Consider the following 23058-nt stretch of genomic DNA (forward strand, 5'->3'; position numbering starts at 1 on the left):
GCAATTAAGGCGGCGCCGCGAAGTTCATTTCCGTTGCGCATGCCATGCACGTTTCTATACCTCTATTCTCCACATCCGGGCCGCATAGCTTTGCCGGACATTTAAAAACACAGCAGTAGCTGCGGTTGTGAACACATAAAGATGTCGCCGTCTGCATGCAGGTAATGGAGAGATCTCGCGCATCCGGGAGTCTGGGGTTCGCGTCTGGCTGCATGGCGCCCGGGGAAGGGCGCCGGCGTAGGCCGCAATGTCGCAAACTCGAGGCGGGATTGTGCGTTCGGAGGACACCATGTATGGCCAGAACGCGGAACACGGGAAACGCACTTTTCGGCTGTCAGGTCCGGTGCATACGGGCGGGGACATATTTTTGTGGTTTGCCCTGGTGAAAGACCATTTTATTCATCGGGTAGCGTCGATCAAATCATTACAAGGACCACGTGCGAAGCGCGATGTCGAACCGGGGGCGCAGCACATGCTTTGCAGCGTGATCGACGTCGTGCCGGCCGCAGCGCTGGCGGTCGATGCGCAAGGAACCATTGTCTGCGCGAACGCGCGAGCCGCGCTGCTCTTCGGTTACGACATGGCGGAGATGTTTGGGATGCCGGTCGACGTCCTTGTGCTGCCGTTGCAGAGCAAGGAGATCGTTTCCCCGATCGGCCGGTCGTGGATCATGCACGCTGCCGCGGGCAGCACGACGCGTGCGGCCATCGCGCGCAGCAAGGACGGCGAGCAGCGCGACGTGCAGGTCACGAGATCCGTTTCGTTTGCAATCGACCGCGCACAGTATGCGGTGGTCGTGATCGAGTCCGCTCACGGCGCCGCCACGAGCGCGCCGGGGTCCGGAGTTCCAGGCGACGATCTGGCACGTCTGCATCGCGAACCGGTTTCCGATATTGGCGATATGGCCTCGGCGCTCGCGCATGAGGTCGATCAGCCGCTCACCGCCATTCTCAGCAACGCTCAGGCGGCCCGGCGCTTTCTGTCGAACACGCCGCCCGACACGGCCGAGTTGTTCGAGTTGCTCGAAGAGATCGTGTCCGACAGCACGCGGGCGCACGCCATCATCCGCAAGATGCGGCGCTTCGGCAAACGCGAGCAGGCGGAGATGGGCACGATCGACATGGCGCGTCTCGTGCGCGATGTTATGCAACATCTGCACCGCAGAAGTCGGGAGTGCGATGTATTGCTGAGTTCGCACATCGAGAACAGCTTGCCGCTGCTGCAAGGCGATGCGGTTCAATTGCAGCAGGTGCTCGTCAATTTGATCATCAACGCATTCGATGCCGTGCTGGACTGCGGCCCGGGCGAGCGCGCGGTGTTCGTCGATGTCGGCGCGATGCCGGGCGGCAGCGGGGTGCGCATTGCGGTGCGCGATCGCGGGCTTGGCATGAGCGACGAGCAGTTAGCGCTCCTGTTCAAACCGTTCTCGACGTCGAAGCCGGACGGCATGGGGCTCGGGCTGTCGATCAGCCGCATCATCGTCATGGGGCACGGCGGGCGCCTGTGGGCCGAACGCAACCGCGACCGCGGCATGACATTCCATATCGAACTTCCCGCAGAGGGCGCGGCCATGCCGACTGGCCTGCGCGAACGGTCATGAATGCACCCACCTCCGTTGTGTTCATCGTCGACGACGATGATTCGATCCGCCGCGCCTTCGCACGCCTGCTCGGTTCGGCGGGCTATGCGGTTCAAGCCTTCGGCTGCGCCAACGAGTTTCTCGAACGCGCCGACCTGACCAGCGCGCCGGCCTGCCTCCTGCTCGACCTGAAGCTGCCCGATCTGAGCGGCATTGCATTGCAGCAGCGGCTGCTCGACCGCGTGCCGATCATCTTCGTTTCGGGCCACGGCGGTCTGCGCACCGCCATCGAAGCGATGAAGGCCGGGGCAACGGATTTTCTGGTGAAGCCGGTGGACGAAAGCCTGTTGCTCGACGCGACCGAGCGTGCGCTCGCGCGCGCGCGGCAATTGTTCGAGCAGCGCGCGCAACGGGCTGAAATCCAGCGCCGCGTGGATCAGCTGACGCCGCGCGAGCGCGAGGTGATGGCGCTGGTCGTGGCGGGCCGGCCGAACAAGCTCGTGGCGGATGCGCTAGGCGCGGCGGAGAAGACGATCAAGATCCACCGCGCGCGGGTGATGGAGAAGATGCGGGCCGAGTCGCTCGCGGAACTGGTCCGTCTCGCGGACCGCGCCGACATTTGCGGTCCCGCATTGACGATGCCGGAGCTGGCGACGCTCAAGCCTCATTCGTGAGCGGCGCCGGCGCGGCCGAACGTTTGCAGACGCCCGGCGCTCAGTCCTCGCTTCGCGTCGGCATGACCTGGACGACGATCGAGTGGTTCTTCCAGAACATGTTGTGAATGCGCGGCTGAAACCTGCGCAGCGCCTCGGCATCGACGTTCTCGTAGCTCAGCATCACGCCGGGCCGCTCGCCGCTGCCGGGCACGTACTGGATAGCGTCGAACGGCGGCAGACCATATTTGCCGAGGAATTCCTTGAGCTCTTCCGGCGTCACGTCGGCTTCGATATTTCCAATCCACAATTCGGCCATCATTGTCCTCGCATTGGCTTGACCCCGGCTAACACCGACTCCGCCCGTTCGCGCTGCGCGGGCGTCTAGAAGGTTTCCGGCACGTATTTATAGGGGTACTCCGGCTCCACGTAGCCCGCCGCCTTTTGCCGTTTCGGCAGCACGATCCTGGTGCGCGGCACGGCCTCATAGGGAACCTGGCTCAGCAGATGGGTGATGATGTTCAGCCGTGCGCGCCGCTTGTCGTCCGAACGCACGACATGCCACGGCGAAAAGTCGAGGTCGGTCTTCGCGAACATCTCGTCGCGTGCCCGCGAATAATCGAACCAGCGGCTGTACGAATCGAGATCCATCTGCGACAGCTTCCAGGTTTTGCGCTCGTCGTGGATGCGGGCTTCGAGACGGCGTGTCTGCTCCTCGGGGCTGACTTCGAGCCAGTACTTGATCAGGATGATGCCCGACGCGATGATGGCTTTTTCCACCAACGGCACGGCTCCCAGAAACTCGTCTGCCTGCTTGGGCGTGCAGAATCCCATCACGCGCTCGACGCCCGCCCGGTTATACCAGCTCCGGTCGAAGATCACGATCTCGCCGGCCGCAGGCAGGTGGGGAAGATAGCGCTGCACGTACATCTGGGTTTTTTCGCGCTCGGTGGGCGCCGGCAACGCCACGATCCGGAACACGCGCGGGCTCACGCGCTCGGTGATCGCCTTGATCGTGCCGCCTTTGCCCGCGCCGTCGCGTCCTTCGAACACGATGCAGATCTTCGCGCCGCTCTTGACGACCCATTGCTGCATCTTCACCAGTTCGATATGCAGCTTGAGCAACTCCTTCAAATAGGCCTTGTTGCTCATTTTTTCCCCGGAGTTGGCCTCCGTGCTTTTTGCGTGGCTCGAGCGTCCGGACATCGCGTCACTCCCAGGAAGATGGCGTTGCGCTGCGCGCGGAATGCGCCGGGTGCACTCGAGGCTGCGCGCTCGAGGTTTGCGCATGTTCTTCCCGTGAGCATGAACCGCAGGTCCGGGGCGGCACCATAAGACCTTGGTCCTATTGAGCCGCGCCGAGGGTTTCTTTCAAAGTTCCAGTACGGCCGGCCAGGGCCGAAGTCCAGAGCGAAAGTCCAGGACGTAAGCCGATGACGTAAGCCGATGACGTAAGCCGATGACGTAAGTCTAGGACCAAAGTCCGATTGTTGACGGCATGGTGCATGGACATACTGGCTCTCGGCGAATCAGCGGCGGGTTTGCCGCGCAGCGCAGTTTCCCTGCGTGCAGGCATGACCTGGTGGGTACGTTCAAGCACTCAGAGGCAACGATGGCGCGCGCGTGCATGCATGAGAGAGAGCCGCAGCAATGGCGACCGGCGCCGGCATCGGCATGCCGGTCCCGCCCGTTGGGCAGGTTCGCGATGGCCTTCGCCATTGCGCTGCTGGGTCTGGTCGAGGGATGCAGCAAGAAAGAGGCGCTGCCGGCCGCGCCCCAGGTCGAGGTCACCGTCACGACGGTGGCGCCGCACGATACCCCCGTGGATTTCGATTTCACCGCGCAGACCGAAAGCTCGCGCGAGGTCGAGATCCGCGCGCGCGTCGACGGTTTCCTCGATCGGCGCATGTACGTGGAAGGGCAGATGGTCAAGGCCGGCCAGACCATGTTCCAGATGGACCCCAAGCCTTTCGAAGCGGCCTTGAGAACCGCCAAAGGGCAGCTGGCGCAGCAGCAGGCGCGCCTCGAAGTGGCAGAAGCGAATCTCGCGCGCGTGAGACCACTGGCGGCGGAAAACGCGTTGAGCAAGAAGGATCTCGACGATGCGGTCGGCAACGAAAAGCAGTCGCGGGCCGCGGTGATCGCCGCCCAGGGCGAGGTCGACACGGCACTGCTCAATCTGAGCTACACGACCATCAAGTCGCCGCTGAACGGTCTGTCGAGCTTCGCGCGGCAACAGGACGGCAGCTACCTCACCGCGACGCAGAACGGGCTGCTGACCTACGTCTATCAACTGGACCCGATGTGGGTCAACTTCAGCATTTCGGAGAACCAGCAACTGCGATACCGCGATCAGGTTTCGTCGGGGCAGTTGCGCTTTCCCGAGAACAACGCGTTTTCCGTGTCGCTTCAACTGGCCGATGGCTCGACCTATAAAGGGCGCGGCAATATCGACTTCGCCAATCCCGCGTTCAACACCGAAACCGGCACGTTTCTCGTGCGGGCGGTGTTCGCCAATCCCGAGGGCCTGCTGCGCCCCGGCCAGTTCGTGCGCGCGCGCATCTCGGGCGCGATCCGCCCGAACGCCATTCTCGTGCCGCAACGCGCCGTCCTGCAGGGCGCAAAAAGCCATTTTGTCTGGGTCGTGGGCAAGGATGGCAAGGCGCGTCAGCGCGTGGTCGAGGTGGGCGAGTGGCATGGCGACGACTGGTTCGTCCTGGACGGCCTGAAAGCCGGCGAACGGGTCGTCGTCGATGGTGCGATACGCGTCGTGGCCGACACGCCCGTCAAGATCGTTGCCAAACCCGATCAAGCCCAGCAGCCGGCAGCGGCTGCAGCCAACTGACGGGAAGCGCCGATGAGCATCTCCCACTTCTGCATCGACCGGCCGATCTTCGCGTCGGTCATCTCCATCGTCATCACGCTGGGCGGCGCGCTGACCATGCTGGCGCTGCCGGTCGCCCAATATCCGGACATCACGCCGCCGCAGATCACGATCAGCGCGTCGTATCCAGGGGCGAGCGCGGAGGTGGTCGCCAACAACGTCGCCGCGCCCATCGAGCAGCAGGTGAACGGCGCGGACAACATGATTTACATGAACTCGTCGAGTTCATCGACCGGCAATCTGACGATCAACGCCTTCTTCGAGATCGGCACCAATCCGCAGCTCGCGCAGGTCGACGTGCAGAACCGCGTCAATCTCGCGCTGCCGCAGCTGCCGCAGTCGGTGCAGGCGCAGGGCGTCCAGGTGCAGAAGAAGTCGTCGGCGTTCATGATGGTGATAGCGATCTATTCGCCCGATGAGCGCTACGACAGCACCTATATCGCGAACTACGCGAACATCTACGTGCTCGACGCGCTCAAGCGCATACCGGGCGCGAACCAGTCGAGCATCTTCGGCACGCCGGACTATGCGATGCGCGTCTGGCTCAAGCCCGACCGCATGGCGCAACTGGGCATTACGGTGGCCGATGTGCAAAAGGCCGTGCAGAACCAGAACCAGCAGTTCGCGGTGGGGCGCATCGGCCAGTCGCCCACGGGCTCGCCCGTCGAGCAGTCGTTCGCCGTCACGACGCCAGGACGGCTCGCCCAGCCCTCTGAGTTCGACAACATCATCCTGCGCGCGGCCAGCGAGGGCGCGGCGATCGTGCGGCTCAAGGACGTGGGCCACGCGGAGCTCGGGCAGAAGGACTACTCGATCCGCAGCCGCTATCAGGGCAAGCCCGCCACCATCATCGCGGTCTATCAGCAGCCCGGCGCGAATGCGCTCGACGTGTCGAAGCAGGTGCGCGCCACGCTCGAAGAACTCAAGCAGTCGTTCCCCGAGGGGCTCGACTACCGCATCGCGATGGACACGACCGAGTTCACGCGCGCCTCGATCTCCGACGTGGTGCACACCTTCTTCGAAGCGCTGGTGCTGGTCGTGATCGTCGTGTATGTGTTCCTGCAGAGCCTGCGCGCGACGCTGATTCCGATTCTGGCGGTGCCGGTGTCGATCGTCGGCACGGCGATGGGCATGGCGCTGCTCGGTTTCTCAATCAACATGCTGACGCTGTTCGGCATGGTGCTGGCGATCGGCATCGTGGTGGACGACGCCATCGTCGTGATCGAAAACGTCGAGCGCAACATGACGGTCCACAAGCTCGATCCCAAGGCTGCCGCCAAGCGCGCCATGGACGAGGTGGCCGGGCCGGTCATCGCCATCGTGCTGGTGCTGTGCGCCGTGTTCATTCCGGTCGCGTTCGTGAGCGGGATCACCGGGCAGCTCTACAAGCAGTTCGCAATCACCATCGCCATTTCCGTGGTGATTTCGGGCATCGTCGCGCTGACTTTGTCGCCCGCGCTCGCGTCGTTGCTGCTCAAGCACAGCCATCACGAGAAGAAGGGCTTCTTCCGCTGGTTCGAGAACGCGTTCGGGCGCATGACCAAGGGCTATGTCGGCATGGTCCATAAGGTCATCCGGCGCTGGGTGCTCTCGCTCGTGCTGTTCGCGGGCATGATCGCCGTCACGGTCGTGATGATGAAGGCGATTCCGTCCGCGTTCCTGCCGCCCGAGGATCAGGGCTACCTGCTCGGCGCGGTGACCATGCCCGATGCCGCGAGCCTCGACCGCACAGCGGAGGTGTCGGACAAGGTGTCGTCGTACTTCATGAAGCAGGACGCCGTGAGCGGCATCGCCACTGTCGACGGCTACAGCCTGCTCGACGTGCAGAGCAAGAACAACGCGAGCACCTTCTTCGTCGGGCTCAAGGGTTTCGACGAACGCTATTCGGGCGGGCATGCGAAGGAGCAGAATGCCCGCGCGGTGCTGATCAATGCATACAAGTCGCTGTCGGCCATCAAGGAGGGGATCGTCATACCGGTCAACCCGCCGTCGATCCCCGGTCTTGGCACGACGGGCGGCACCGAGGTGTGGATTCAGAGCAAGGGCGACGCGACCATCGCGCAACTCGCGGAGGTGGTGCGCCAGTTCATCGCGCGGGCGCGCCAACGGCCCGAGCTCGCGCGCGTCACGACCACCTTCAATCCCAATTCGCAGCAACTGCTCGTCGATGTCGACCGCGAGCGCTCCGAAACGCTCGGCGTGCCGGTGGAGGATGTGTACAGCGCGATGCAGACCATGTTCGGTTCGCTTTACGTGTCGCAGTTCAATCGATCGAGCCGGCTATGGCAGGTGATTCTGCAGGCCGATCCCGCCACCCGCCTGAGGCCCGACGATCTGGACCGCATCTATGTGCGCAGCAAGAGCAATACGATGGTGCCGCTGCGCGCCGTGGCGAACTACCACTACGTGACGGGGCCGGACCTGCTCACGCGCTTCAACAACTTCCCGGCCGTGCTGGTCACGGCCAACGCCGCGCCCGGATACAGCTCCGGCCAGGTCATCGCGGCGCTGGAGGAAATCGCGGCGCAGATGCCGAACGGATTCGGCGTCGCATGGAGCGGCGAGGCCTATGAAGCGCGCAAATCGGGCGGGACCTCGGGCGCCGTGTTCGTGTTCGGCCTCGTGATGGTGTTCCTGATTCTCGCGGCGCAGTACGAAAAATGGTCGCTGCCGGTCGGCGTGCTGATGGCGGTGCCGTTCGCGCTGTTCGGCGCGTTGCTCGCCATCTTGCTGCGCGGATTGGAGAACGATATTTACTTCCAGATCGGGCTCACCATGCTGGTTGCGCTGGCGGCGAAGAACGCGATTCTCATCTTCGAGTTCGCGGTGATGAACCGCGAGGGCGGCGCCTCGGTGCTCGACGCCACCATCGTGGCGTCCGAAGAGCGCTTGAGGCCGATCGTCATGACCTCGCTCGCGTTCATTCTCGGCTGCGTGCCGCTCGCCATCGCCACGGGCGCATCGGCCAACAGCCGTCACTCGATCGGCACGGGCGTGATCGGCGGGATGCTCGGCGCGACCGTGATCGCCGTGTTCTTCATCCCGATGTTCTACTACCTGCTCGAAACGCTGTCGTCGCGCAAGAGCAAGGGGGCGGCCAAGCCGGACGCGGGCGGCCCGGCCGCCGCAGGGGCGCCGGAGGGAACGCCTTCCGCACCGCGCGAGGATCACTGAGATGCGCGCGCCCGCCCGAGGTTCCGTCCATGTTCCGGCACGCCTGTCGACTCGCTTGTCGACCCTGGTTCGCCGGCTCTCGCCGCTGCTGGTGTTCACCCTGAGCGCTTGTCTGCCGGGCCCGAACTACGTGCGCCCGAACATCGAGGTGCCCGCGACCTACCGCTTTGCGAGCGGCGAAGTCGCCGACGTGGCCAATACGGCGTGGTGGGAACAATTCCAGGACCCGGTGCTCGATCAGCTGATCAACACGGCGCTCGAGCGCAATCGCGATGTGAAGATCGCCGCGGCCCGCATCGATGAATTCGCCGCGCAGCTGCAGATCACGCGTTCGGCGTTCTACCCGCAGGTGGGCGCGGGCTTCAGCGCGTCGCGCCAGCGTTCGTCGTCGCTTGGCGGCGTGCCGCTGCCGGCAAGCGTCGATCCGGTCTACAACCTGTTTTCGCCGACGCTGGCCGCCTCGATGAACATCGACCTGTTCGGCCGCACGCGCCGCCAGACCGAGGCCGCGCGCGCCGAACTCGCGGCGACCGTGCAAGGGCGGCGCGACACCATCCTCACGCTGGTGGTGTCGGTGGCGGTTTCGTACTTCAATCTGCGCAGCCTCGACCGGCAACTCGAGATCGCGCAGGCCACGGCCACGAGCCGCGCCGAGTCGGTGCGCGTGTTCTCGCTGCGCTTCAGGCATGGCGAAGTGTCGCAAATGGAGCTGGCGCAAAGCCAGTCCGAGTACGAATCCGCGCTCGCCACGATTCCGGTGATCGAGATGCAGATTGCCCAGCAGGAGGATGCGCTGTCCGTGCTGCTCGCGCAGAATCCCGGCCCGATCCCGCGCGGGCGCGACCTGCAGTCGATCGAGCTGCCGGCCGTGCCCGCCGGCGTGCCGTCGGACCTGCTGGTGCGGCGTCCGGATCTGCTGGCGGCGGAGCAGAACCTGATCGCGGCCAATGCGCAGATTGGCGCGGCGCGCGCGCTGTACTTTCCGACCATCTCCGTTTCGGGGCTGATCGGCGCGGCCAGCACGGTGTTTTCCAGCCTGCTCACGGGGCCGGCCTATATCTGGTCGGTGGGCGGCGCCATCACGCAGCCGATTTTCACCGGCGGCAACATTACCGGGCAGGTGCATCTGGCCGAAGCGCGCGAGCAGGAGGCGCTCTATACGTATCTGCAGTCGGTGCAGACGGCGTTCCAGCAAGTCGAGGACGCCTTGATCGCACTGCAGAAGACGCAGGCTCAACTGGTCGCCCAGGGCCGCCAGGTCGATGCCTTGACGACCTATGCGCGGCTCGCGCGCAAGCGTTATGAAGGCGGTTACACGAGCTATATCGAGGTGCTGGATGCCGAGCGCAGTCTCTTCAATGCGCAGCTTTCCTATACGCAAACCGAGGCGTCGGTGCTGACGTGGTACGTCAGCCTCTACAAGACGATGGGCGGGGGATGGGTCACGCAGGCCGAACGCATGACGACGCCGGCGCCCGCGAATCCCGCTTCGGAAACCCAGGCGCCGCAAGCGCAGCAAGGTGGCGCGGCGGCCGTGGCTACCGTCAGGGACGCCGGCTACGCCACGGGCGGATAGCGCCGCCGGGGCTGACCTGGCCAGTCTGCGTTCACTCTTCCAATGTCCGGCCGATTGCGTGGCGCGTGGCTTCCTGGACGCCGTGAACGGCGGCTGCCACGATCAACCCCGTGATCACCAGGCCGACCAGCCCCAGCAGCACGGCGTCGATCCGGCCGAACGTCGAAGTCGGCACGACGTCGCCGTAGCCGATGGTCAGGGCGGTGATCGCGCAGAAGTACACGGTCTCGCCCCACGGCGAAGGTGTCCGGTTCGCCGTTTCGACGGGGCCGCCGAAGTAGTACATGCCGATCGTCAGCAGCGCGAACATCACCAGCAGCCCGCACAGGATCGCCCGCACATACCAGAGGGTCCGGCCCATTCCCAGCAGTATGTCGCGGGCCCGCGGACGGAAGGGGGCAGCGCTTTTTTCCGGTTTCATCGCAGATACCTCGTTGACGACATCTCGCCGCCGTTAGGCCCTCAGCCCGCGCCGCGCCGTTGCTCGAAGAGCAGGAGCATCAGGCACGCATAGACCGTGACCGCCAGAAAGAGCCCCATGCGCACCGCGAAGGCGGTGTACACGTCCTTGCCGGCCACGCTGTCCTGCACCGATTGACCGAGCAGGATGATCATGGTGACGAAACTGTTCAGCCAGAATCCCGGCGAATAGCGCGTCGGGCTGAGGCGATACAGCTTGCGGCCGACCAGCAGGCCGAATAGCGCCATCCACAGGAAAAACATCCACAGGTTCACGAACAGCCTGAGCGAGAACCAGAACGCGATCGCGAGCAGGCCGCCCAGCAGGGTCGAGCCGATCAGATCGCGCGCCGCAGTGCAGGCCGTCGTGGTGCAGCTCTGCCTGCCGAGGCTGACGGACTTCATGATGATCGGCATGTAGCTCGCCGGATCGGTCATCGCGAGCAGGTAGGCCGGCATCACCACGAGCGCGGCGCGCAACGCAATGCGCTGTGCCTGGGCGTCGGGCAGCGCGCGCGCGGCAGGCGCCTGCGCGTCCGCCGGTTCGGGAAGCAGGCGGTGCGTGAGCGCCGACACCAGCCCGGCCAGCAGCAGCCCCTTCGTCAGCGCGCCGATCACCGTCACGGCCAGCTGGAAGTCGCTCGTCCCCGCAGCGGAGATCATCGTCAGTCCCGCCACCAGAAAGGTGGCGACCAGATTGTTGCCGCCGCGCAGTCCGTAGCGAAACGCGAGAAAGAGCAGCAGGGCGACGATCAGCACGCCGGCGAACGCGTAGTGGCGCAGCAGCGGCACCAGCAGCAGCCCGCTGCCAGTGGTCGACGCCACCACCAGCACGAGCACCGTGCCGGTCTTGAGCGATAGCGGCCGGGTTTGGGTCGCGAGCAGAAACACGGCGAACACCGGCGCGATCACGGGAATCGGGAAATCCAGCGCGAAACTGATCGCGAGGCACAGCGCCGTGCCGGTAGCGAGGCGCAGCGCACGGAGGCCGGGAATCCAAAGTCTGTTTGCCGTCGGCATGATCAGCGCATGGTCAGTAAATGTACGAAACCCAGCTCATCACGCGCACGAACACGCGGCCCAGCGGGTTGAGCGGATTGGTCTGGGTGGGAAACGCCATCACCTCGGCCTGGCCGCCCACGCGCATGTCGCGCAGGCGCGTGCGTTCGTTCGGATCGAACTCGACGATCACGGGAAAGCGCTGCGCGGGGCGCAGCCAGTCGCGGCTGTTCTGCACCGTGGGCAGACTGCCGGGCGGCGTGCTCTGGCCCGTGCTCACGCCATAGCCGATGCTGCGGATCTTGCCGCTGAAGACTTCGCCCGGCAGTGCGTCCAGCGAGATTTCCACCGGCGTGCCGGGCCGCAGATGGCCGAGATTGTTCTCGGTCATGTCGGCGCTCACCCAGACGTCGCGGATCGCAATCAGCGTCATGACCGGATTGCCGGCCGCCGCGAACTGGCCCACTTCCGCGCGCAGATCGGTGATGACGCCGCCCGTGCGAGCCTTGATCCGCGTATCGGCGAGATCGAGTTCCGCCTTCTTCACCGCCGCCGCCGCGCTGCGCAACTGTGCGTTCTGCGCCTCGCTGCCGCCTTGCTGCTCGCGGGCGCGCTCCACTTCGGCGCGCGCGGCTTCCACCTGGCTTTGAGCCTGCTCGTGCGTGGCGCGCGCGACCTCGATGCGGCGCAGCGAGACGGTGCCTTCGTCTTCGCGGTAGAGCCGTTCGAGGCGCTCGCTGTCCTGGCGCGCCTTGACCTCGTTTGCGAGCGCCGCCCGCAGCGAGGCTTGCGCCGAATCGATGCCGGCCGTGCTCGCGCCAATCTGGCGGCGCGTGGTCTCGTAGTCGGCGCGCGCGCGATCGACGGCGACGCGGTATTGGTCGCTGTCGATTTCGAACAGCACGTCGCCGGCCTTGACCTCCTGGTTGTTGTGCACGACCACGCGCGTGATGCGTCCCGCCACTTCGGCGGCAACCGGCACGACGAAGGCCTGCACGCGCGCTTGCTGCGTATAGGGCGTGAAGCGGTCGGCGAGCAGATACCAGATCAGGCTCACGACGATCAGCCAGACGATCCACTTGAGCGCCTTGCCCGAGGGTTCGGCGGCCTGCGCCGCAGCGCCGGCTGGCGGCGCTGCGTTCGAGGGTTCGGGGGTATCGCTCATCGGGGCGCACCTTGGGCGGGAGCGGCGGTTGAGGGTGCTGCTGGAGCGGCAACTGGGTGGGCAACTGGAGCGGCGCTCGCATCGTCGATCAGATCGCCCCAGTCGGTGCGTTGCTGCATCTGCGTGCGGGTCGCGGCGTCGACGAGCGGCTGCGCCGTGTACCAGCCGCCCCCGAGCGCCTTGTATAGCGCGATCAGACTGCCCACGGCGTTGCTGCGGTTGACGATGTAGGCGTCCTGCTGGGTGAACAGGGCGCGCTGGGCATCGAGCACGCGCTGAAAGTCCGAATATCCTTCGCGGTAAATCGTGTTGGCGAGCGTGAGCGAGCGCCGCGCGGCCGTTTGTGCGTCGCTCAGAATCGTTTCGCGTCGCAGCGCGGCGATCAGCGCCGTGGCGGCATCGTCGGCTTCGCGCGCCGCCTCGCGCACGGTGTTCTGGTAGGCGACGGTCAACTGCTGGAGCCGGGCGTCCTGCACGCGCACATTGTTGGTGATCCTGCCGTGATCGAACACGTTCCAGGTCACGCTCGGGCCCAGCAGCACGCCCAGCGTGTTCGGCGAGCCCGCGAGCGAGCTCGCGCTCCACGACAGCGAACCGAGCAGCGACACCGACGGATAGAAGTCCGCTTGCGCCACGCCGATGAGCGCCGACTGGGCCGCCATCTGATACTCGGCCGCGCGCACATCGGGGCGGCGCAGCAGCAGATCGGCGGGCACGTCGCGCAGCACCGCACGGCTCACGAGCGGGACCACGCCTTCCTTGCCGGACTGCACGTCGAGTTCCGGCAGCGGGCCGGGCGGCCGGCCCGTCAGCACGGACAGCGCGTGACGCGAAAGCTGGATCTGGCTTTCGAGGTTGGGAATGCTGCTGAGCGTGCCGAGGTACTGCGTTTTCGCCTGCTGCAGGTCCAGCTCGTCGGTCTCGCCGCTCTTGAACAGTTTCTCCGTGATCTCGTAGCTGCGCTTTTGCAGCTGCGCGTTCTCGCGCGCGATGCGCAGCCGCGCCTCGGCCGTGCGCAGCGTGAAATAGGTGTCGGCGAGCTGCGCGTGCAACAGCACGAGCGCGGCCTCGCGGTTCGCCTGCGCGGCGAAAAAGTTGGCATCGGCCGACTCGATGGCGCGCGCGAAACGCCCCCAGAAGTCGAGCTCCCAGCCGACACTGAAGCCCGCGCCGTACTGCGCGTAGACCCCCGAGCGCGGGTTGAAGCCATCCGAGCGCTTGCGCGCCGAGGCGAACACGTCGGCATTGACCTGCTGCACCTGCGGGTAGCGCCCCGCGAGCGCGATGCCGAGCTGGGCGCGGGCCTCGAGCACGCGCAGGCCGGCAATCTTGATGTCGCCGTTGTTGGCGTCGGCGGCGTCCATCATGCTTTCGAGATTCCGATCGCCGAAAATCAGCCACCATTGGCTGACGTCGGGCTCCGCGGCCTGCTGCGTGACTTGCTGCGTGACCTGCTCGATCGCCGCGCTGCTCCAGTGCGCGCTCCAGGCTTCGTGTTGCGGCTTGAAGTCCGGTCCCACGCGCATGCACGCGCTCAGGCAGCCTGTGCCTAGCAGCATCGCCATCGTGATCGGACGCAGGACGGCCAACACGGCTCCCGGCTTCAAGGCTGCGGCTGTTCCTGTGCCTGGCGGGTTCCTGCCTCAGCCTCTGCTTCAGCCTGTGGCTGCTCCACCCATCGCCAGAACAGCTGATAGCCGACCGACAGCAGCACCGGACCGATGAACAAGCCGATCACGCCGCCCGTCACCATGCCGCCGAGCGCGCCGATCAACACCACGGGCATCGGCACCGCAACGCCCCGGCCGAGCAGCAAGGGCTTGAGCACGTTGTCGGCCAGACCCGCGATGAAGACATAGATGGAGAAGACGATGGTGGCGGTGCTCGCGCCCTCGGTGGCGATCACGAAGATGATGACGGGCACGGTAATCAGCGTGGCGGGCAGCTGCATGATGCCGATCAGCAGCACCGCGAGGGCCAGCAGGCCGGCGCCGGGAATCCCCATGACGATGAACGCGATGCCGATCAGCAGCATCTGGATGAACGCGATGCCGACGACCCCCTGGGCCACCGCGCGAATGGTGGCCGTGCACAGATCGGCAATCTGGGCGCCGTTGCCGGGACCGAAGATGCGCGTGGCGATCCGCACGGCGCTGTCGTGACCTTTTTCGCCATACGCCATCAGAATGCCGGCCACCACCAGGGCGGCAAAGAAGACGAGCAGCGCCGCGCCCAGACCGGTCGCCGTGCCGAGCAGGGCGCGGCCTGCCTCCTTGATTTGCGGCGTGAACCGCTGCGCGAGGCCGGTGAGGTCGGTGGAGGCCTGGAGCCAGCTGGCATACACCGTTTTGCCGACCAGCGGCCAGCTCGCGACCGAATCGTCGGGCGGCGGAATGCGCACGCCGCCGGTCCTGAACACGGCGATCGCATGCTCGATCGAGTCGGCGAGCGCCACGACCAGCATATAGGTCGGCACGAGAATGACCACAAAGGAAATGAGGATGATCAGCGTCGCAATCAGACCGTCGCGATTGGCGAACGGACGGCGCAGCCTGACCTGAAGCGGATAGAGCGTGACGGCGAGGATCAGCGCCCACACCATGAGATCGAAGAACGGCCGGAAGATCCGGTAACAGAATACGACGAGCACAGCCACCAGGCCGGCGCGAATCAGGACATCGAGCAGTTGTCTGGACAAGACCCTTTGGGCAAGCGGTGTGAGCATTTTTTTCTCCTGTTACGGAAGCCTTGCATGCTCATTTGGCGATCCTTCACTATCTGATCGACACCGGGTCGAGGCAATCGGACTTTGGTCTCATATCGTTGCGCGCGAAGGGCGCCACTGCCGTGCGCATCAAGATCGTGCGCATCAAAAGCTCATCGCGAATCCGAACGACACGCCGTGCACGTTATGTCCGAACACATATCGCACCATCGCCCGGGTGCGGGTGACGATGATGGGGTACTTGCTGCTGTCGAGCTCGAGGCCCACGCCCAGCGATGTGAGGTCGTTGAAGCCCAGCACGCCGGCGCTGTCGCCGAAGTAGTGCGAGTAAGCGCCTTCGAGCACGTAGCGGATCGGCCGGTCCAGCGCATGCCAGCCGGTCGGCGCGCGCCAGCGGGTCCACAGGCTCAGTTGCTGCGCCATGGCCGAACCCTGCACGGCCGCCGACGAGCCGCCGAAGCTGCGCAGATAGATATCGGTCGCCCGTAATTCAACGTCGATTTCGTAGTTCTCGCGGTAATGCTCGTAATCGAGCATCAGCGAGCCGCCATAGCCATACGCATCGAGCGAGCCATTCTGGAGAAACTGGAGGTTGCTGTCGGTGACGTGATTGAAGATCGTCTGGCCGACTTTCAGATCGCTGGAGACGCGCCCGAGCGTGCCGTTGAGGATCGGACGGAACACCAGTTCGTCCGCGATGCGAAAGTCCCAGCCGATGCCCACCGTGCCGCTGAAGGTGTTCCATTTGGTCGGTATCGCGCGCTGCTGGGTGCCGTCGGACGCGATGAAAATCGGATCGTAGCGGCTGTAGGCGAGCGTGCCTTCCAGATACAAAGGAAACGACTTGCTGAGCGTGAAGCCGCCGCCGAACTGCGTCTGGCCGAAACCCGGATTCCCGGTGGAGCCGCTATTGACCGAGAGATTGCTGGTCGTGACGTCGGGAACGGTGGTGTAGGTCATGATGGCGAGCACGGCGTCCGCGTGCTGCTTCACGTTGCCGCCGACGACGGTGTTGCCCGACAACGGGCCAGCGGCCGTCTGGGCATTCGACTGGCAGGGCAGCAGGACCGCGAGCAAGCAGGCACAGGCGAGGCGCCGTGCTGACTTGTCCGATTGACCAGGCATGAATCGCTCCCGTTGCTGGCGCATCGCTCATTCACTGTTGCAGCCGAATTGTGGCATGGACATCGCCGGCTTTGAAGCGCCGGAAAAATACGACTTTGGTCCCATTGTGCGATTGCAAAATGCTTCACATACTCGCCGTGCCCGCACGACCGTAGAATCGATCTCTCCGCTACCCTGGACGGCACACCGCGCATGGACGATCTCGTTGCTCTGTTTTCCGACCCCTCAGCCTGGGCCGCTCTTGTGACACTGGTGGTCATGGAAGTCGTGCTCGGCGTCGACAACCTCGTCTTTATCGCCATTCTCAGCAACAAGCTGCCGCCCGAGCATCGCACCCGGACCCAGCGGATCGGCATTGGGCTCGCGCTCGTGCTGCGCCTTGCGTTGCTGGGCGCCGTGGCATGGATCGCGCAACTGACCCAGCCCGCGCTGTCGCTGTTCGATCATGACTTTTCGTGGCGCGATCTCGTGCTGATCGGCGGGGGGCTTTTCCTCGTCTGGAAAGCGACCCGGGAAATTCATCACAACGTCTCTCATGACGAAGACGATGAATCGGGTGGCGCAGCTCCGGCCGGTCTCACGGTGCGTGCAGCAATCGGCCAGATCCTGCTGCTCGACCTGGTGTTCTCCGTCGACAGCATCGTGACCGCGATCGGCATGACCCAGCACCTGGCCATCATGTATATCGCCGTGATCGTGGCGGTTGCAACGATGCTGTTCGCGGCAGGTCCGCTGACACGGTTCATCGGCAACAATCCCACCATCGTCATGCTGGCGCTGAGCTTTCTGCTGGTGATCGGCATGACGCTGATCGCCGACGGTTTCGGCTCTCACGTTCCCAAAGGCTATATCTACGCGGCGATGGCGTTCTCCGCGTTCGTCGAAGGCATGAACATGCTGGCGCGGCGCGCGAGGCGGAATCGGCGGCTGAAGCAGGCGGGGTAAAACGTTTCGACAACATCCCGCAACACCAGTGGTAACATTTGTTGTCGTTCCCTGCCCGTTAGCCATTCAGCCATTCGCTATCCGCATGCCAGAAAGCTTCGACCAGCTTGCCGCGCTCATTCGCGCACGCTTTTCCGATCTGAGCCCGCAATTCCAGACCGGCGCCGCCTTCCTGCTCGATCATCCCGACGAAGTCGCCGTTTCGTCGATGCGCAAAGTCGCCGAGCGCGCCCAGGTACAGCCCGCGTCGCTCGTGCGGCTCTCGCAGCAGCTTGGGTTTCCGGGCTGGAACGAGTTGCGCGATCTGTTCGTCGCGCGCGTGCGCACGCGTCCCGAACCGCTTTCGAGCCGGGCGCGCTCGCTCGTGGCGGGCAGCGCGAGGGACGCGCTCGCGCACGATCTACTGGTTGCCCAGCAGCACAATCTCGACGCCAGCGCCGCGCATAACGCGCGCACCATGGTGGAGGCCGCGCGCGTGCTGAAGAAGGCGAAGCACGTGCACGTGGCGGGCTTTCGCTCGTGCTATGCGGTGGCGTTCGGCCTTGTGTACGGCTATCGGCTTTTTCGGCCCTCGGTGTCGCTGCTGGGCGGCGAGGCCGGCACGCTCGAAATGCAATTGCTCGGCATCGAGCGCGACAGCGCGACCATCGTGGTGAGCTTCGCGCCGTATTCGGTGGAGGCCGTGCGCGTAGCCGAGGCGGCGCTCGAAAAAGGCAGCAGGCTGATCGCGATTACCGACAGCGCCGTTGCGCCCATCGCGCTCAACGCCGATAAAGTGCTGATCTTCACGCACGAAAGTCCATCGTTCTTCCCCTCGCTGGTGGCGGCGACGGCGCTGGCGGAGTCGCTCGTCGCGCACCTGCTCGCGCTCGAGGGGGCGGGCGCCGTGGCGCAGCTCGAACAGTCCGAGCGCACGCTCAACGCTCGCGGCGCTTATGTGCCTTGACGGCGCGCTGACCGGGGTTGGCGTTTGCCGCGTGGCGTTTGCACGCTACGAGAGACACCGCCACGCCGCTGGCGCCCGAAGCTTTCATGACTTGACCACAGGCTCGCAAATGAAGCTGTAGCGGCCAAACTGCAAAGTCATCTGCCTGCCGACCAAAATTTTCTGCCACTGCGTTTCGACGCGGCCGAAAGCGCCGAAGCCGCGAAAGCGTATTTCCCCATCGGTCGCACCGGCCGTGGCGCGTCCCCGGGTGTCGGTCGTTCCATGGGTCACTTCATCCGGCTTTTGGGCTGAGCGGATATCGAAATCGAAGACCAAGGGGTCGTTGGGGCCGCTACCGACAACCTTTATCAGTAGCCGTGATTCGGCCGCACCGTGCTTGGCCGCAGCGGCTTTGCTGCGGCCAAGCGTCGTTTCTCCATAGAACGTTCGCAGCGGGAGCGCCTTGGCCTGACGGAAGCGGTTCTCGGTGTAACGGCATCCGTCATAGGGCGGGAGGCCGACCGTCATCGCTTCCTCCCAATATTCCTCGATCCCGCCCGGCTCAAAGACGCATCTGCCGGTCACCAGGCGCCATGCGTGAATCAGTTCGTGGACCAACGCGATCCACGGCGGGCGATCCATCCAGGCTGCGCGTTTGTCAGCCGGCAGATCCCGGCAAACGCCATCCGATGTCGGATCCCAAAGGACGTCGGCTCCGGTGCCGGCCCCCGGCGTCAGATGGTCCATGATGTGGTAGCCGATCAGCCCGCGCTGGAGGGAACTCACCTTGAATGGGCTCGCGGCTTCCTCGCTTGCCCTCTGTTCGCCAGGCTTTTTGTGAGCGAGAGGAAGCGGGCGCGCGGAAGCAGTATGCCGGTACGCTCCCTGTTCTCCACCGCTCGCTTCCGGTACGCAAAATTTGTAGAGCTTTCTCATGGCGGGGTGGCCTTTCCCCTGTTTCGATACCTTGTCCGCGAGGCTTGGAAAATCGAGCACTTCCTCGTAGCAAGCTGCCCTGCAGGCTTTTATCGAAGCATCCTTCTGCCTGCACTTATTGCCCACAACGGGGGCGGCCTGAAAGATCAGCACTTCGTGACTTGCACGTTCGATATCGTCAAGCAGACTCGACCCGATATCGGTTGAGCGGATCTGCGCCAACGATTCCTCGACGCTGCGCTGGAAATTGCGTTTTTCTTCGTCGCTGAGGGGAGGGTAAAGGCGCCCCTCGATCTTTGTTTCGGTCCTGAGCGTCATAGCAAACCTCGCGAGGATGGGATTCATGTACGCGCGTCAAGCGCTGATCCATCAACAGATCCGCCCTGACAACTCAGGCTATCTCAATCCGAACCAAATTCAAGACGATCTTGACGATGGCGCGTTTCCCGGGAATCCCCGGGGAACCATTTTTTAGCCGCCCGCGAGGAGGCCGGACGTACGTTTGCATGCATATCATTTGTTGCTGATTGTATAATTATTGACAACACATGTTGCGTGACGTATAAATCCATCATTCCCCGTTGCAAGCATTCAAACGAGAATTTCGAGAATTTCGATGCAGGAACTCAAGACCTACCGGATGGGCGGCTCGCCCGAGGCCATCGGGCGGCGGCTCGGCGAGCTGGCGAAGCCCGTCTTCGCGGACTATATGGCGCAGAGCAGCGCGTGGGCGGCGGTGAGCCGCTGGCGCGGCAGCGCGTTTGCGCAGGAGCTGCGCGCGGCGGCCGAGCGGTATTTCCCGGCCCATGTCGCGGAAATCGATGCGATGGCCGCGGCCCTCGGTTGGCCCGCGCACGATCTGTTTCTGTGGAATTGCCGCGGCGAGTTGATCCACAACGCGCCGGACGGCTGCACGACGCTGGCGGTGCGCACGCCCGAGGCCGGCCTGATCGCCCATAACGAAGACGGCGATCCGTATCTGCGCGGGCGCTGCGCCGTGGTCGAGATCGAGCCCGAGGGCAAGCCCGGCTTCGTGAGCTTCTACTACCCGGGATCGCTGCCCGGCCACACCTTCGCGGCGTCGCACGCGGGCATCGCGCAGGCGATCAACAACGTGCGCATCCGCGAGCCGCGCGCGGGCGTGCCGCGCATGATCCTCTCGCGCGCGGTGCTCGACGCTGCCACGCTCGCCGACGCCCTCGCGCTGCTGCGCGACACGCCGCGCGCGAGCGGCTTCCACCACACGGTCGGCGGCACCGACGCGGCCGGCGCAGTGCGCATCCACAGCGTGGAAGCCACGGCGCAGCGCGCATCGATGGCCGAAATAGGCGCGGCCTCGGGGCACGCCAACCACCTGATTCACGCGGGCTGCGAGAAAGAAGCGCAGATCGTCACCGATTCGTCGCGCGACCGGCAGGCGCGGCTCGCCGAGTTGCTGCCCGCGCTGGTGTCCGCATTTGACGCACGGCCCGACGGCGCGGATTTCGTGCGCACCTTGCAAGACCGAGCGGGCGCGGGCCTGCCGATCTATCGCGACGATCCCCACGATCCCGACGACGAAAACACGCTCGCCACCGCTTGCATGCGCGTGGAACCGCGCCGCGTGACGCTCGATGTCTGGCAGGACGGCGTGCGCACGCTGGGCCTGCAGGTCGGGCGCGGCGGCTGACACACGGCGAGATTCATCGGCTCAATTTCAACGCATCAATTCGATTTCAGCGGTTTCAGCGAGAACGCCCATGTCCACGAAAGTCTTCCATCGGATGCCTAAGCAAACCTTGCCCGTCGCGGTGGCGGGCGAGGGGATCGAGATCATCGACTCCACCGGCAAGCGCTACATCGACGCGAGCGGCGGCGCGGCCGTCTCGTGCCTCGGCCACAGCAACCAGCGCGTGATCGACGCGATCAAGCGCCAGGCGCAACAACTGCCGTACGCGCATACCTCGTTCTTCACGGCCGAGGCCTCCGAGCAGCTCGCCGAGCACCTGATTGCCGCCGCGCCCGCCGGGCTCGACCACGTCTATTTCGTCTCGGGCGGCTCGGAGGCGATCGAGGCCGCGCTCAAACTCGCGCGCCAGTATTTCGTGGAGAAGGGCGAGCTCACGCGCCGCCATTTCATCGCGCGCCGCCAGAGCTATCACGGCAACACGCTCGGCGCGCTGGCGATCGGCGGCAACGCATGGCGTCGCGAGCCGTTCCTGCCGATCCTGATCGAATCGCATCACGTGAGCGCGTGCTACGCATACCGCGAGCGTCATGAAGGCGAGACCGACGAGGCCTACGCGCAGCGCCTCGCCGACGAGCTCGAGCAGAAGATTCTCGAACTCGGCGCCGAGAACGTGGCTGCATTCGTCGCGGAAACGGTTGTGGGCGCAACGGCTGGCGCGCTGCCGCCGGTGCGCGAGTATTTCCGCAAGATCCGCGCGGTGTGCGACCGCTACGGCGTGCTGTTGCTCCTCGACGAAATCATGTCGGGCATGGGCCGCACGGGCTATCTGTTCGCCTGCGACGAAGACGGCGTGGCGCCCGATCTGCTGACGATCGCGAAGGGCCTCGGCGCGGGCTACCAGCCGATCGGCGCGACGCTCGTGAGCCAGCGCATTTACGAGACCATCGTGGGCGGCAGCGGCTACTTCCAGCACGGCCACACCTATATCGGCCATGCCACGGCCTGCGCGGCGGCGCTCGAAGTGCAGCGCGTGATTGCCGACGAGAAACTGCTCGACAACGTGCTCGCGCGCGGCGAGCAACTGCGGGCGCGCCTGCGCGAGCGCTACGCGGAACATCCGTACGTGGGCGACGTCCGCGGGCGCGGCCTGTTCGTGGGCGTGGAGCTCGTGAAGGACCGCGAGACCAAGGCCACCTTCGACCCGGCGCTCAAACTGCACGCCGCGATCAAGCGCGAGGCGTTCGTGCGCGGCCTGATGGTCTACCCGATGGGCGGCACCGTCGACGGCAAGCATGGCGATCACGTGCTGCTCGCGCCGCCGTTCATCTGCACCGCAGAGGATATCGATACGATCGAGGCACGCCTTGCTGACGCGATCGGCGCCGCGCTGAGCGCGACGGGCGTGGCGGGCGCGCCGCGTGCCGCCTGATCATTCGTTTCCGGAGCCTGACCGATGACCCAATCCACGAACGCGCGCCTGCCTGCCTTCGACGCGGCGAGCGCGACGGCCGAGCAGAAAGCCGTGCTCGACGAAATTCTTTCCGGCCCGCGCGGCAACCTGAACGGACCGTTTCTCGGCTGGATCCACAGCCCGGAGCTTGCCCAGCATGCGCAGCGCCTGGGTGCGTTCTGCCGCTACAACACGGGGCTTTCGCTGCGCCTGTCGGAGCTGGCGATACTCGTGACGGCGGCGCGCTGGCAGGCCCAGGCGGAGTGGTACATCCATTATCCGATTGCGCTGGAGGCGGGCGTGCCCGAGGCGCTGGCCGAGCAGATCCGCACCGGCGCGGAGCCGGTCTTCGACGAACCCGACGACGCGCTCATCCACACATTCGTGACCGAGCTCTACGACACAAAGCGCGTGTCCAATGCGACTTACGCGCGCGCGGTGGAGCGCTTCGGGCATGAGACCACGATCAACCTCGTCGGGCTGCTCGGCTATTACGCGCTGGTGGCGATGACGCTCAACGTGTTCGGCATGCGTGCCGAAGGTCAGACTTCGCTGCCGTTTCCGGAATAAAGCGCCGGGGCGCACGAGTTGCAGATTGGCCACCTGTTCAAGACAGGTGGCTTTTTTATTTCCGTTGCCGGGATTTTCTCAGGATGAGCCGATTAAATCGCGCTTGTGCATTGCCACAATAAGTCTTGTATATACAAAAAATATAAATCGCTTGCGAGATTTAATACGTGTTGTTAATCTTGCGGGACTTATTAACGGTCGACCGAATAAAATTATCAATA

At 64.8% G+C, this 23058-nt stretch carries 19 protein-coding genes; 10 read left to right on the forward strand and 9 right to left on the reverse strand.

Features of this window, described 5'->3' with window-relative positions; genetic code table 11:
* The first annotated feature begins 472 nt into the window (after positions 1-472).
* Both PWP93_RS34645 and PWP93_RS34650 read left to right on the forward strand, forming a co-directional pair.
* Entirely contained in the window at positions 473-1600 is a 1128-nt protein-coding gene (locus PWP93_RS34645; protein WP_421048032.1) for an ATP-binding protein, read from the forward strand.
* Positions 1597-2253 (forward strand): response regulator transcription factor, encoded by a 657-nt coding sequence (locus tag PWP93_RS34650; RefSeq protein WP_421048033.1) that lies wholly within the window; start codon positions 1597-1599, stop codon positions 2251-2253. Before PWP93_RS34645 ends, PWP93_RS34650 begins: the two co-directional genes overlap by 4 nt.
* A 40-nt stretch (positions 2254-2293) precedes the next feature.
* On the opposite strand, the gene PWP93_RS34655 is transcribed toward PWP93_RS34650, so the two are convergent.
* The gene (locus PWP93_RS34655) at positions 2294-2554 is read right to left on the reverse strand and encodes an RNA recognition motif domain-containing protein (protein WP_421025527.1); all 261 of its coding nucleotides are present in this window, start codon (positions 2552-2554) and stop codon (positions 2294-2296) included.
* Positions 2555-2616: 62 nt separating this feature from the next.
* Positions 2617-3438, reverse strand: a complete 822-nt coding sequence (ppk2, locus tag PWP93_RS34660) for a polyphosphate kinase 2 (RefSeq protein WP_421048034.1) — start codon at positions 3436-3438, stop codon at positions 2617-2619.
* Between the two features lie 499 nt (positions 3439-3937).
* On the opposite strand from ppk2, the gene PWP93_RS34665 reads away from it, so the two are divergent.
* From PWP93_RS34665 to PWP93_RS34675, 3 genes are read left to right on the forward strand one after another with little or no spacing between them, the layout of a single operon-like run.
* Complete coding sequence (locus tag PWP93_RS34665) at positions 3938-5077, forward strand: efflux RND transporter periplasmic adaptor subunit (protein WP_421048035.1); 1140 nt, start codon at positions 3938-3940, stop codon at positions 5075-5077.
* A gap of 12 nt (positions 5078-5089) precedes the next feature.
* Entirely contained in the window at positions 5090-8290 is a 3201-nt protein-coding gene (locus PWP93_RS34670; RefSeq protein WP_421048036.1) for an efflux RND transporter permease subunit, read from the forward strand.
* 1 nt (position 8291) lies between these two features.
* Complete coding sequence (locus PWP93_RS34675; RefSeq protein ID WP_421048037.1) at positions 8292-9866, forward strand: efflux transporter outer membrane subunit; 1575 nt, start codon at positions 8292-8294, stop codon at positions 9864-9866.
* Between the two features lie 31 nt (positions 9867-9897).
* On the opposite strand, the gene PWP93_RS34680 is transcribed toward PWP93_RS34675, so the two are convergent.
* From PWP93_RS34680 to PWP93_RS34705, 6 genes are all read right to left on the reverse strand, one after another.
* Positions 9898-10287 (reverse strand): potassium channel family protein, encoded by a 390-nt coding sequence (locus tag PWP93_RS34680; RefSeq protein WP_421048038.1) that lies wholly within the window; start codon positions 10285-10287, stop codon positions 9898-9900.
* Positions 10288-10328: 41 nt separating this feature from the next.
* A complete protein-coding gene (locus PWP93_RS34685; protein ID WP_421048039.1) occupies positions 10329-11345 on the reverse strand; it encodes a DUF2955 domain-containing protein in 1017 nt (338 codons plus the stop codon).
* 13 nt (positions 11346-11358) lie between these two features.
* On the reverse strand, positions 11359-12489 hold the full coding sequence (locus tag PWP93_RS34690) for an HlyD family secretion protein (protein WP_421048040.1): 1131 nt from the start codon (positions 12487-12489) through the stop codon (positions 11359-11361).
* Positions 12486-14054, reverse strand: coding sequence for a TolC family protein (locus PWP93_RS34695; RefSeq protein WP_421048085.1), 1569 nt, complete (start codon positions 14052-14054; stop codon positions 12486-12488). The genes PWP93_RS34690 and PWP93_RS34695 overlap by 4 nt, the downstream gene beginning before the upstream one ends.
* Positions 14055-14092: 38 nt before the next feature.
* On the reverse strand, positions 14093-15214 hold the full coding sequence (locus PWP93_RS34700) for an AI-2E family transporter (RefSeq protein WP_421048041.1): 1122 nt from the start codon (positions 15212-15214) through the stop codon (positions 14093-14095).
* Between the two features lie 144 nt (positions 15215-15358).
* Positions 15359-16339, reverse strand: coding sequence for a hypothetical protein (locus tag PWP93_RS34705; protein ID WP_421048042.1), 981 nt, complete (start codon positions 16337-16339; stop codon positions 15359-15361).
* Positions 16340-16531: 192 nt separating this feature from the next.
* On the opposite strand from PWP93_RS34705, the gene PWP93_RS34710 reads away from it, so the two are divergent.
* Both PWP93_RS34710 and PWP93_RS34715 read left to right on the forward strand, forming a co-directional pair.
* Positions 16532-17284 (forward strand): TerC family protein, encoded by a 753-nt coding sequence (locus tag PWP93_RS34710; protein WP_421048043.1) that lies wholly within the window; start codon positions 16532-16534, stop codon positions 17282-17284.
* 85 nt (positions 17285-17369) lie between these two features.
* Positions 17370-18230 (forward strand): MurR/RpiR family transcriptional regulator, encoded by an 861-nt coding sequence (locus tag PWP93_RS34715; RefSeq protein WP_421048044.1) that lies wholly within the window; start codon positions 17370-17372, stop codon positions 18228-18230.
* Between the two features lie 84 nt (positions 18231-18314).
* On the opposite strand, the gene PWP93_RS34720 is transcribed toward PWP93_RS34715, so the two are convergent.
* The gene (locus PWP93_RS34720; protein WP_421048045.1) at positions 18315-19493 is read right to left on the reverse strand and encodes a M91 family zinc metallopeptidase; all 1179 of its coding nucleotides are present in this window, start codon (positions 19491-19493) and stop codon (positions 18315-18317) included.
* Positions 19494-19764: 271 nt separating this feature from the next.
* Between PWP93_RS34720 and PWP93_RS34725 the strand changes: the two genes are divergently transcribed.
* The 3 genes from PWP93_RS34725 to PWP93_RS34735 all read left to right on the forward strand — a co-directional run bounded on the left by PWP93_RS34725 (position 19765) and on the right by PWP93_RS34735 (position 22837).
* Complete coding sequence (locus PWP93_RS34725) at positions 19765-20817, forward strand: C45 family autoproteolytic acyltransferase/hydolase (RefSeq protein WP_421048046.1); 1053 nt, start codon at positions 19765-19767, stop codon at positions 20815-20817.
* Positions 20818-20887: 70 nt separating this feature from the next.
* Positions 20888-22246 (forward strand): aspartate aminotransferase family protein, encoded by a 1359-nt coding sequence (locus PWP93_RS34730; RefSeq protein ID WP_421048047.1) that lies wholly within the window; start codon positions 20888-20890, stop codon positions 22244-22246.
* A gap of 24 nt (positions 22247-22270) precedes the next feature.
* On the forward strand, positions 22271-22837 hold the full coding sequence (locus PWP93_RS34735) for a carboxymuconolactone decarboxylase family protein (protein WP_421048048.1): 567 nt from the start codon (positions 22271-22273) through the stop codon (positions 22835-22837).
* The last annotated feature ends 221 nt before the right edge of the window (positions 22838-23058 follow it).

The organism is Paraburkholderia sp. A1RI-2L (assembly GCF_048957375.1).
Classification (GTDB): Bacteria; Pseudomonadota; Gammaproteobacteria; order Burkholderiales; family Burkholderiaceae; genus Paraburkholderia.

Coding starts and splice junctions, on each gene's coding strand:
- PWP93_RS34720 (WP_421048045.1), bottom strand. CDS start 19,493: ATGAATCCCATCCTCGCGAGGTTTGCTATGACGCTCAGGACCGAAACA.
- PWP93_RS34730 (WP_421048047.1), top strand. CDS start 20,888: ATGTCCACGAAAGTCTTCCATCGGATGCCTAAGCAAACCTTGCCCGTC.
- PWP93_RS34665 (WP_421048035.1), top strand. CDS start 3,938: ATGGCCTTCGCCATTGCGCTGCTGGGTCTGGTCGAGGGATGCAGCAAG.
- PWP93_RS34710 (WP_421048043.1), top strand. CDS start 16,532: ATGGACGATCTCGTTGCTCTGTTTTCCGACCCCTCAGCCTGGGCCGCT.
- PWP93_RS34675 (WP_421048037.1), top strand. CDS start 8,292: ATGCGCGCGCCCGCCCGAGGTTCCGTCCATGTTCCGGCACGCCTGTCG.
- PWP93_RS34670 (WP_421048036.1), top strand. CDS start 5,090: ATGAGCATCTCCCACTTCTGCATCGACCGGCCGATCTTCGCGTCGGTC.
- PWP93_RS34700 (WP_421048041.1), bottom strand. CDS start 15,214: ATGCTCACACCGCTTGCCCAAAGGGTCTTGTCCAGACAACTGCTCGAT.
- PWP93_RS34690 (WP_421048040.1), bottom strand. CDS start 12,489: ATGAGCGATACCCCCGAACCCTCGAACGCAGCGCCGCCAGCCGGCGCT.
- PWP93_RS34685 (WP_421048039.1), bottom strand. CDS start 11,345: ATGCCGACGGCAAACAGACTTTGGATTCCCGGCCTCCGTGCGCTGCGC.
- ppk2 (WP_421048034.1), bottom strand. CDS start 3,438: ATGTCCGGACGCTCGAGCCACGCAAAAAGCACGGAGGCCAACTCCGGG.
- PWP93_RS34695 (WP_421048085.1), bottom strand. CDS start 14,054: ATGGCGATGCTGCTAGGCACAGGCTGCCTGAGCGCGTGCATGCGCGTG.
- PWP93_RS34735 (WP_421048048.1), top strand. CDS start 22,271: ATGACCCAATCCACGAACGCGCGCCTGCCTGCCTTCGACGCGGCGAGC.
- PWP93_RS34715 (WP_421048044.1), top strand. CDS start 17,370: ATGCCAGAAAGCTTCGACCAGCTTGCCGCGCTCATTCGCGCACGCTTT.
- PWP93_RS34725 (WP_421048046.1), top strand. CDS start 19,765: ATGCAGGAACTCAAGACCTACCGGATGGGCGGCTCGCCCGAGGCCATC.
- PWP93_RS34655 (WP_421025527.1), bottom strand. CDS start 2,554: ATGATGGCCGAATTGTGGATTGGAAATATCGAAGCCGACGTGACGCCG.
- PWP93_RS34705 (WP_421048042.1), bottom strand. CDS start 16,339: ATGCCTGGTCAATCGGACAAGTCAGCACGGCGCCTCGCCTGTGCCTGC.
- PWP93_RS34650 (WP_421048033.1), top strand. CDS start 1,597: ATGAATGCACCCACCTCCGTTGTGTTCATCGTCGACGACGATGATTCG.
- PWP93_RS34645 (WP_421048032.1), top strand. CDS start 473: ATGCTTTGCAGCGTGATCGACGTCGTGCCGGCCGCAGCGCTGGCGGTC.
- PWP93_RS34680 (WP_421048038.1), bottom strand. CDS start 10,287: ATGAAACCGGAAAAAAGCGCTGCCCCCTTCCGTCCGCGGGCCCGCGAC.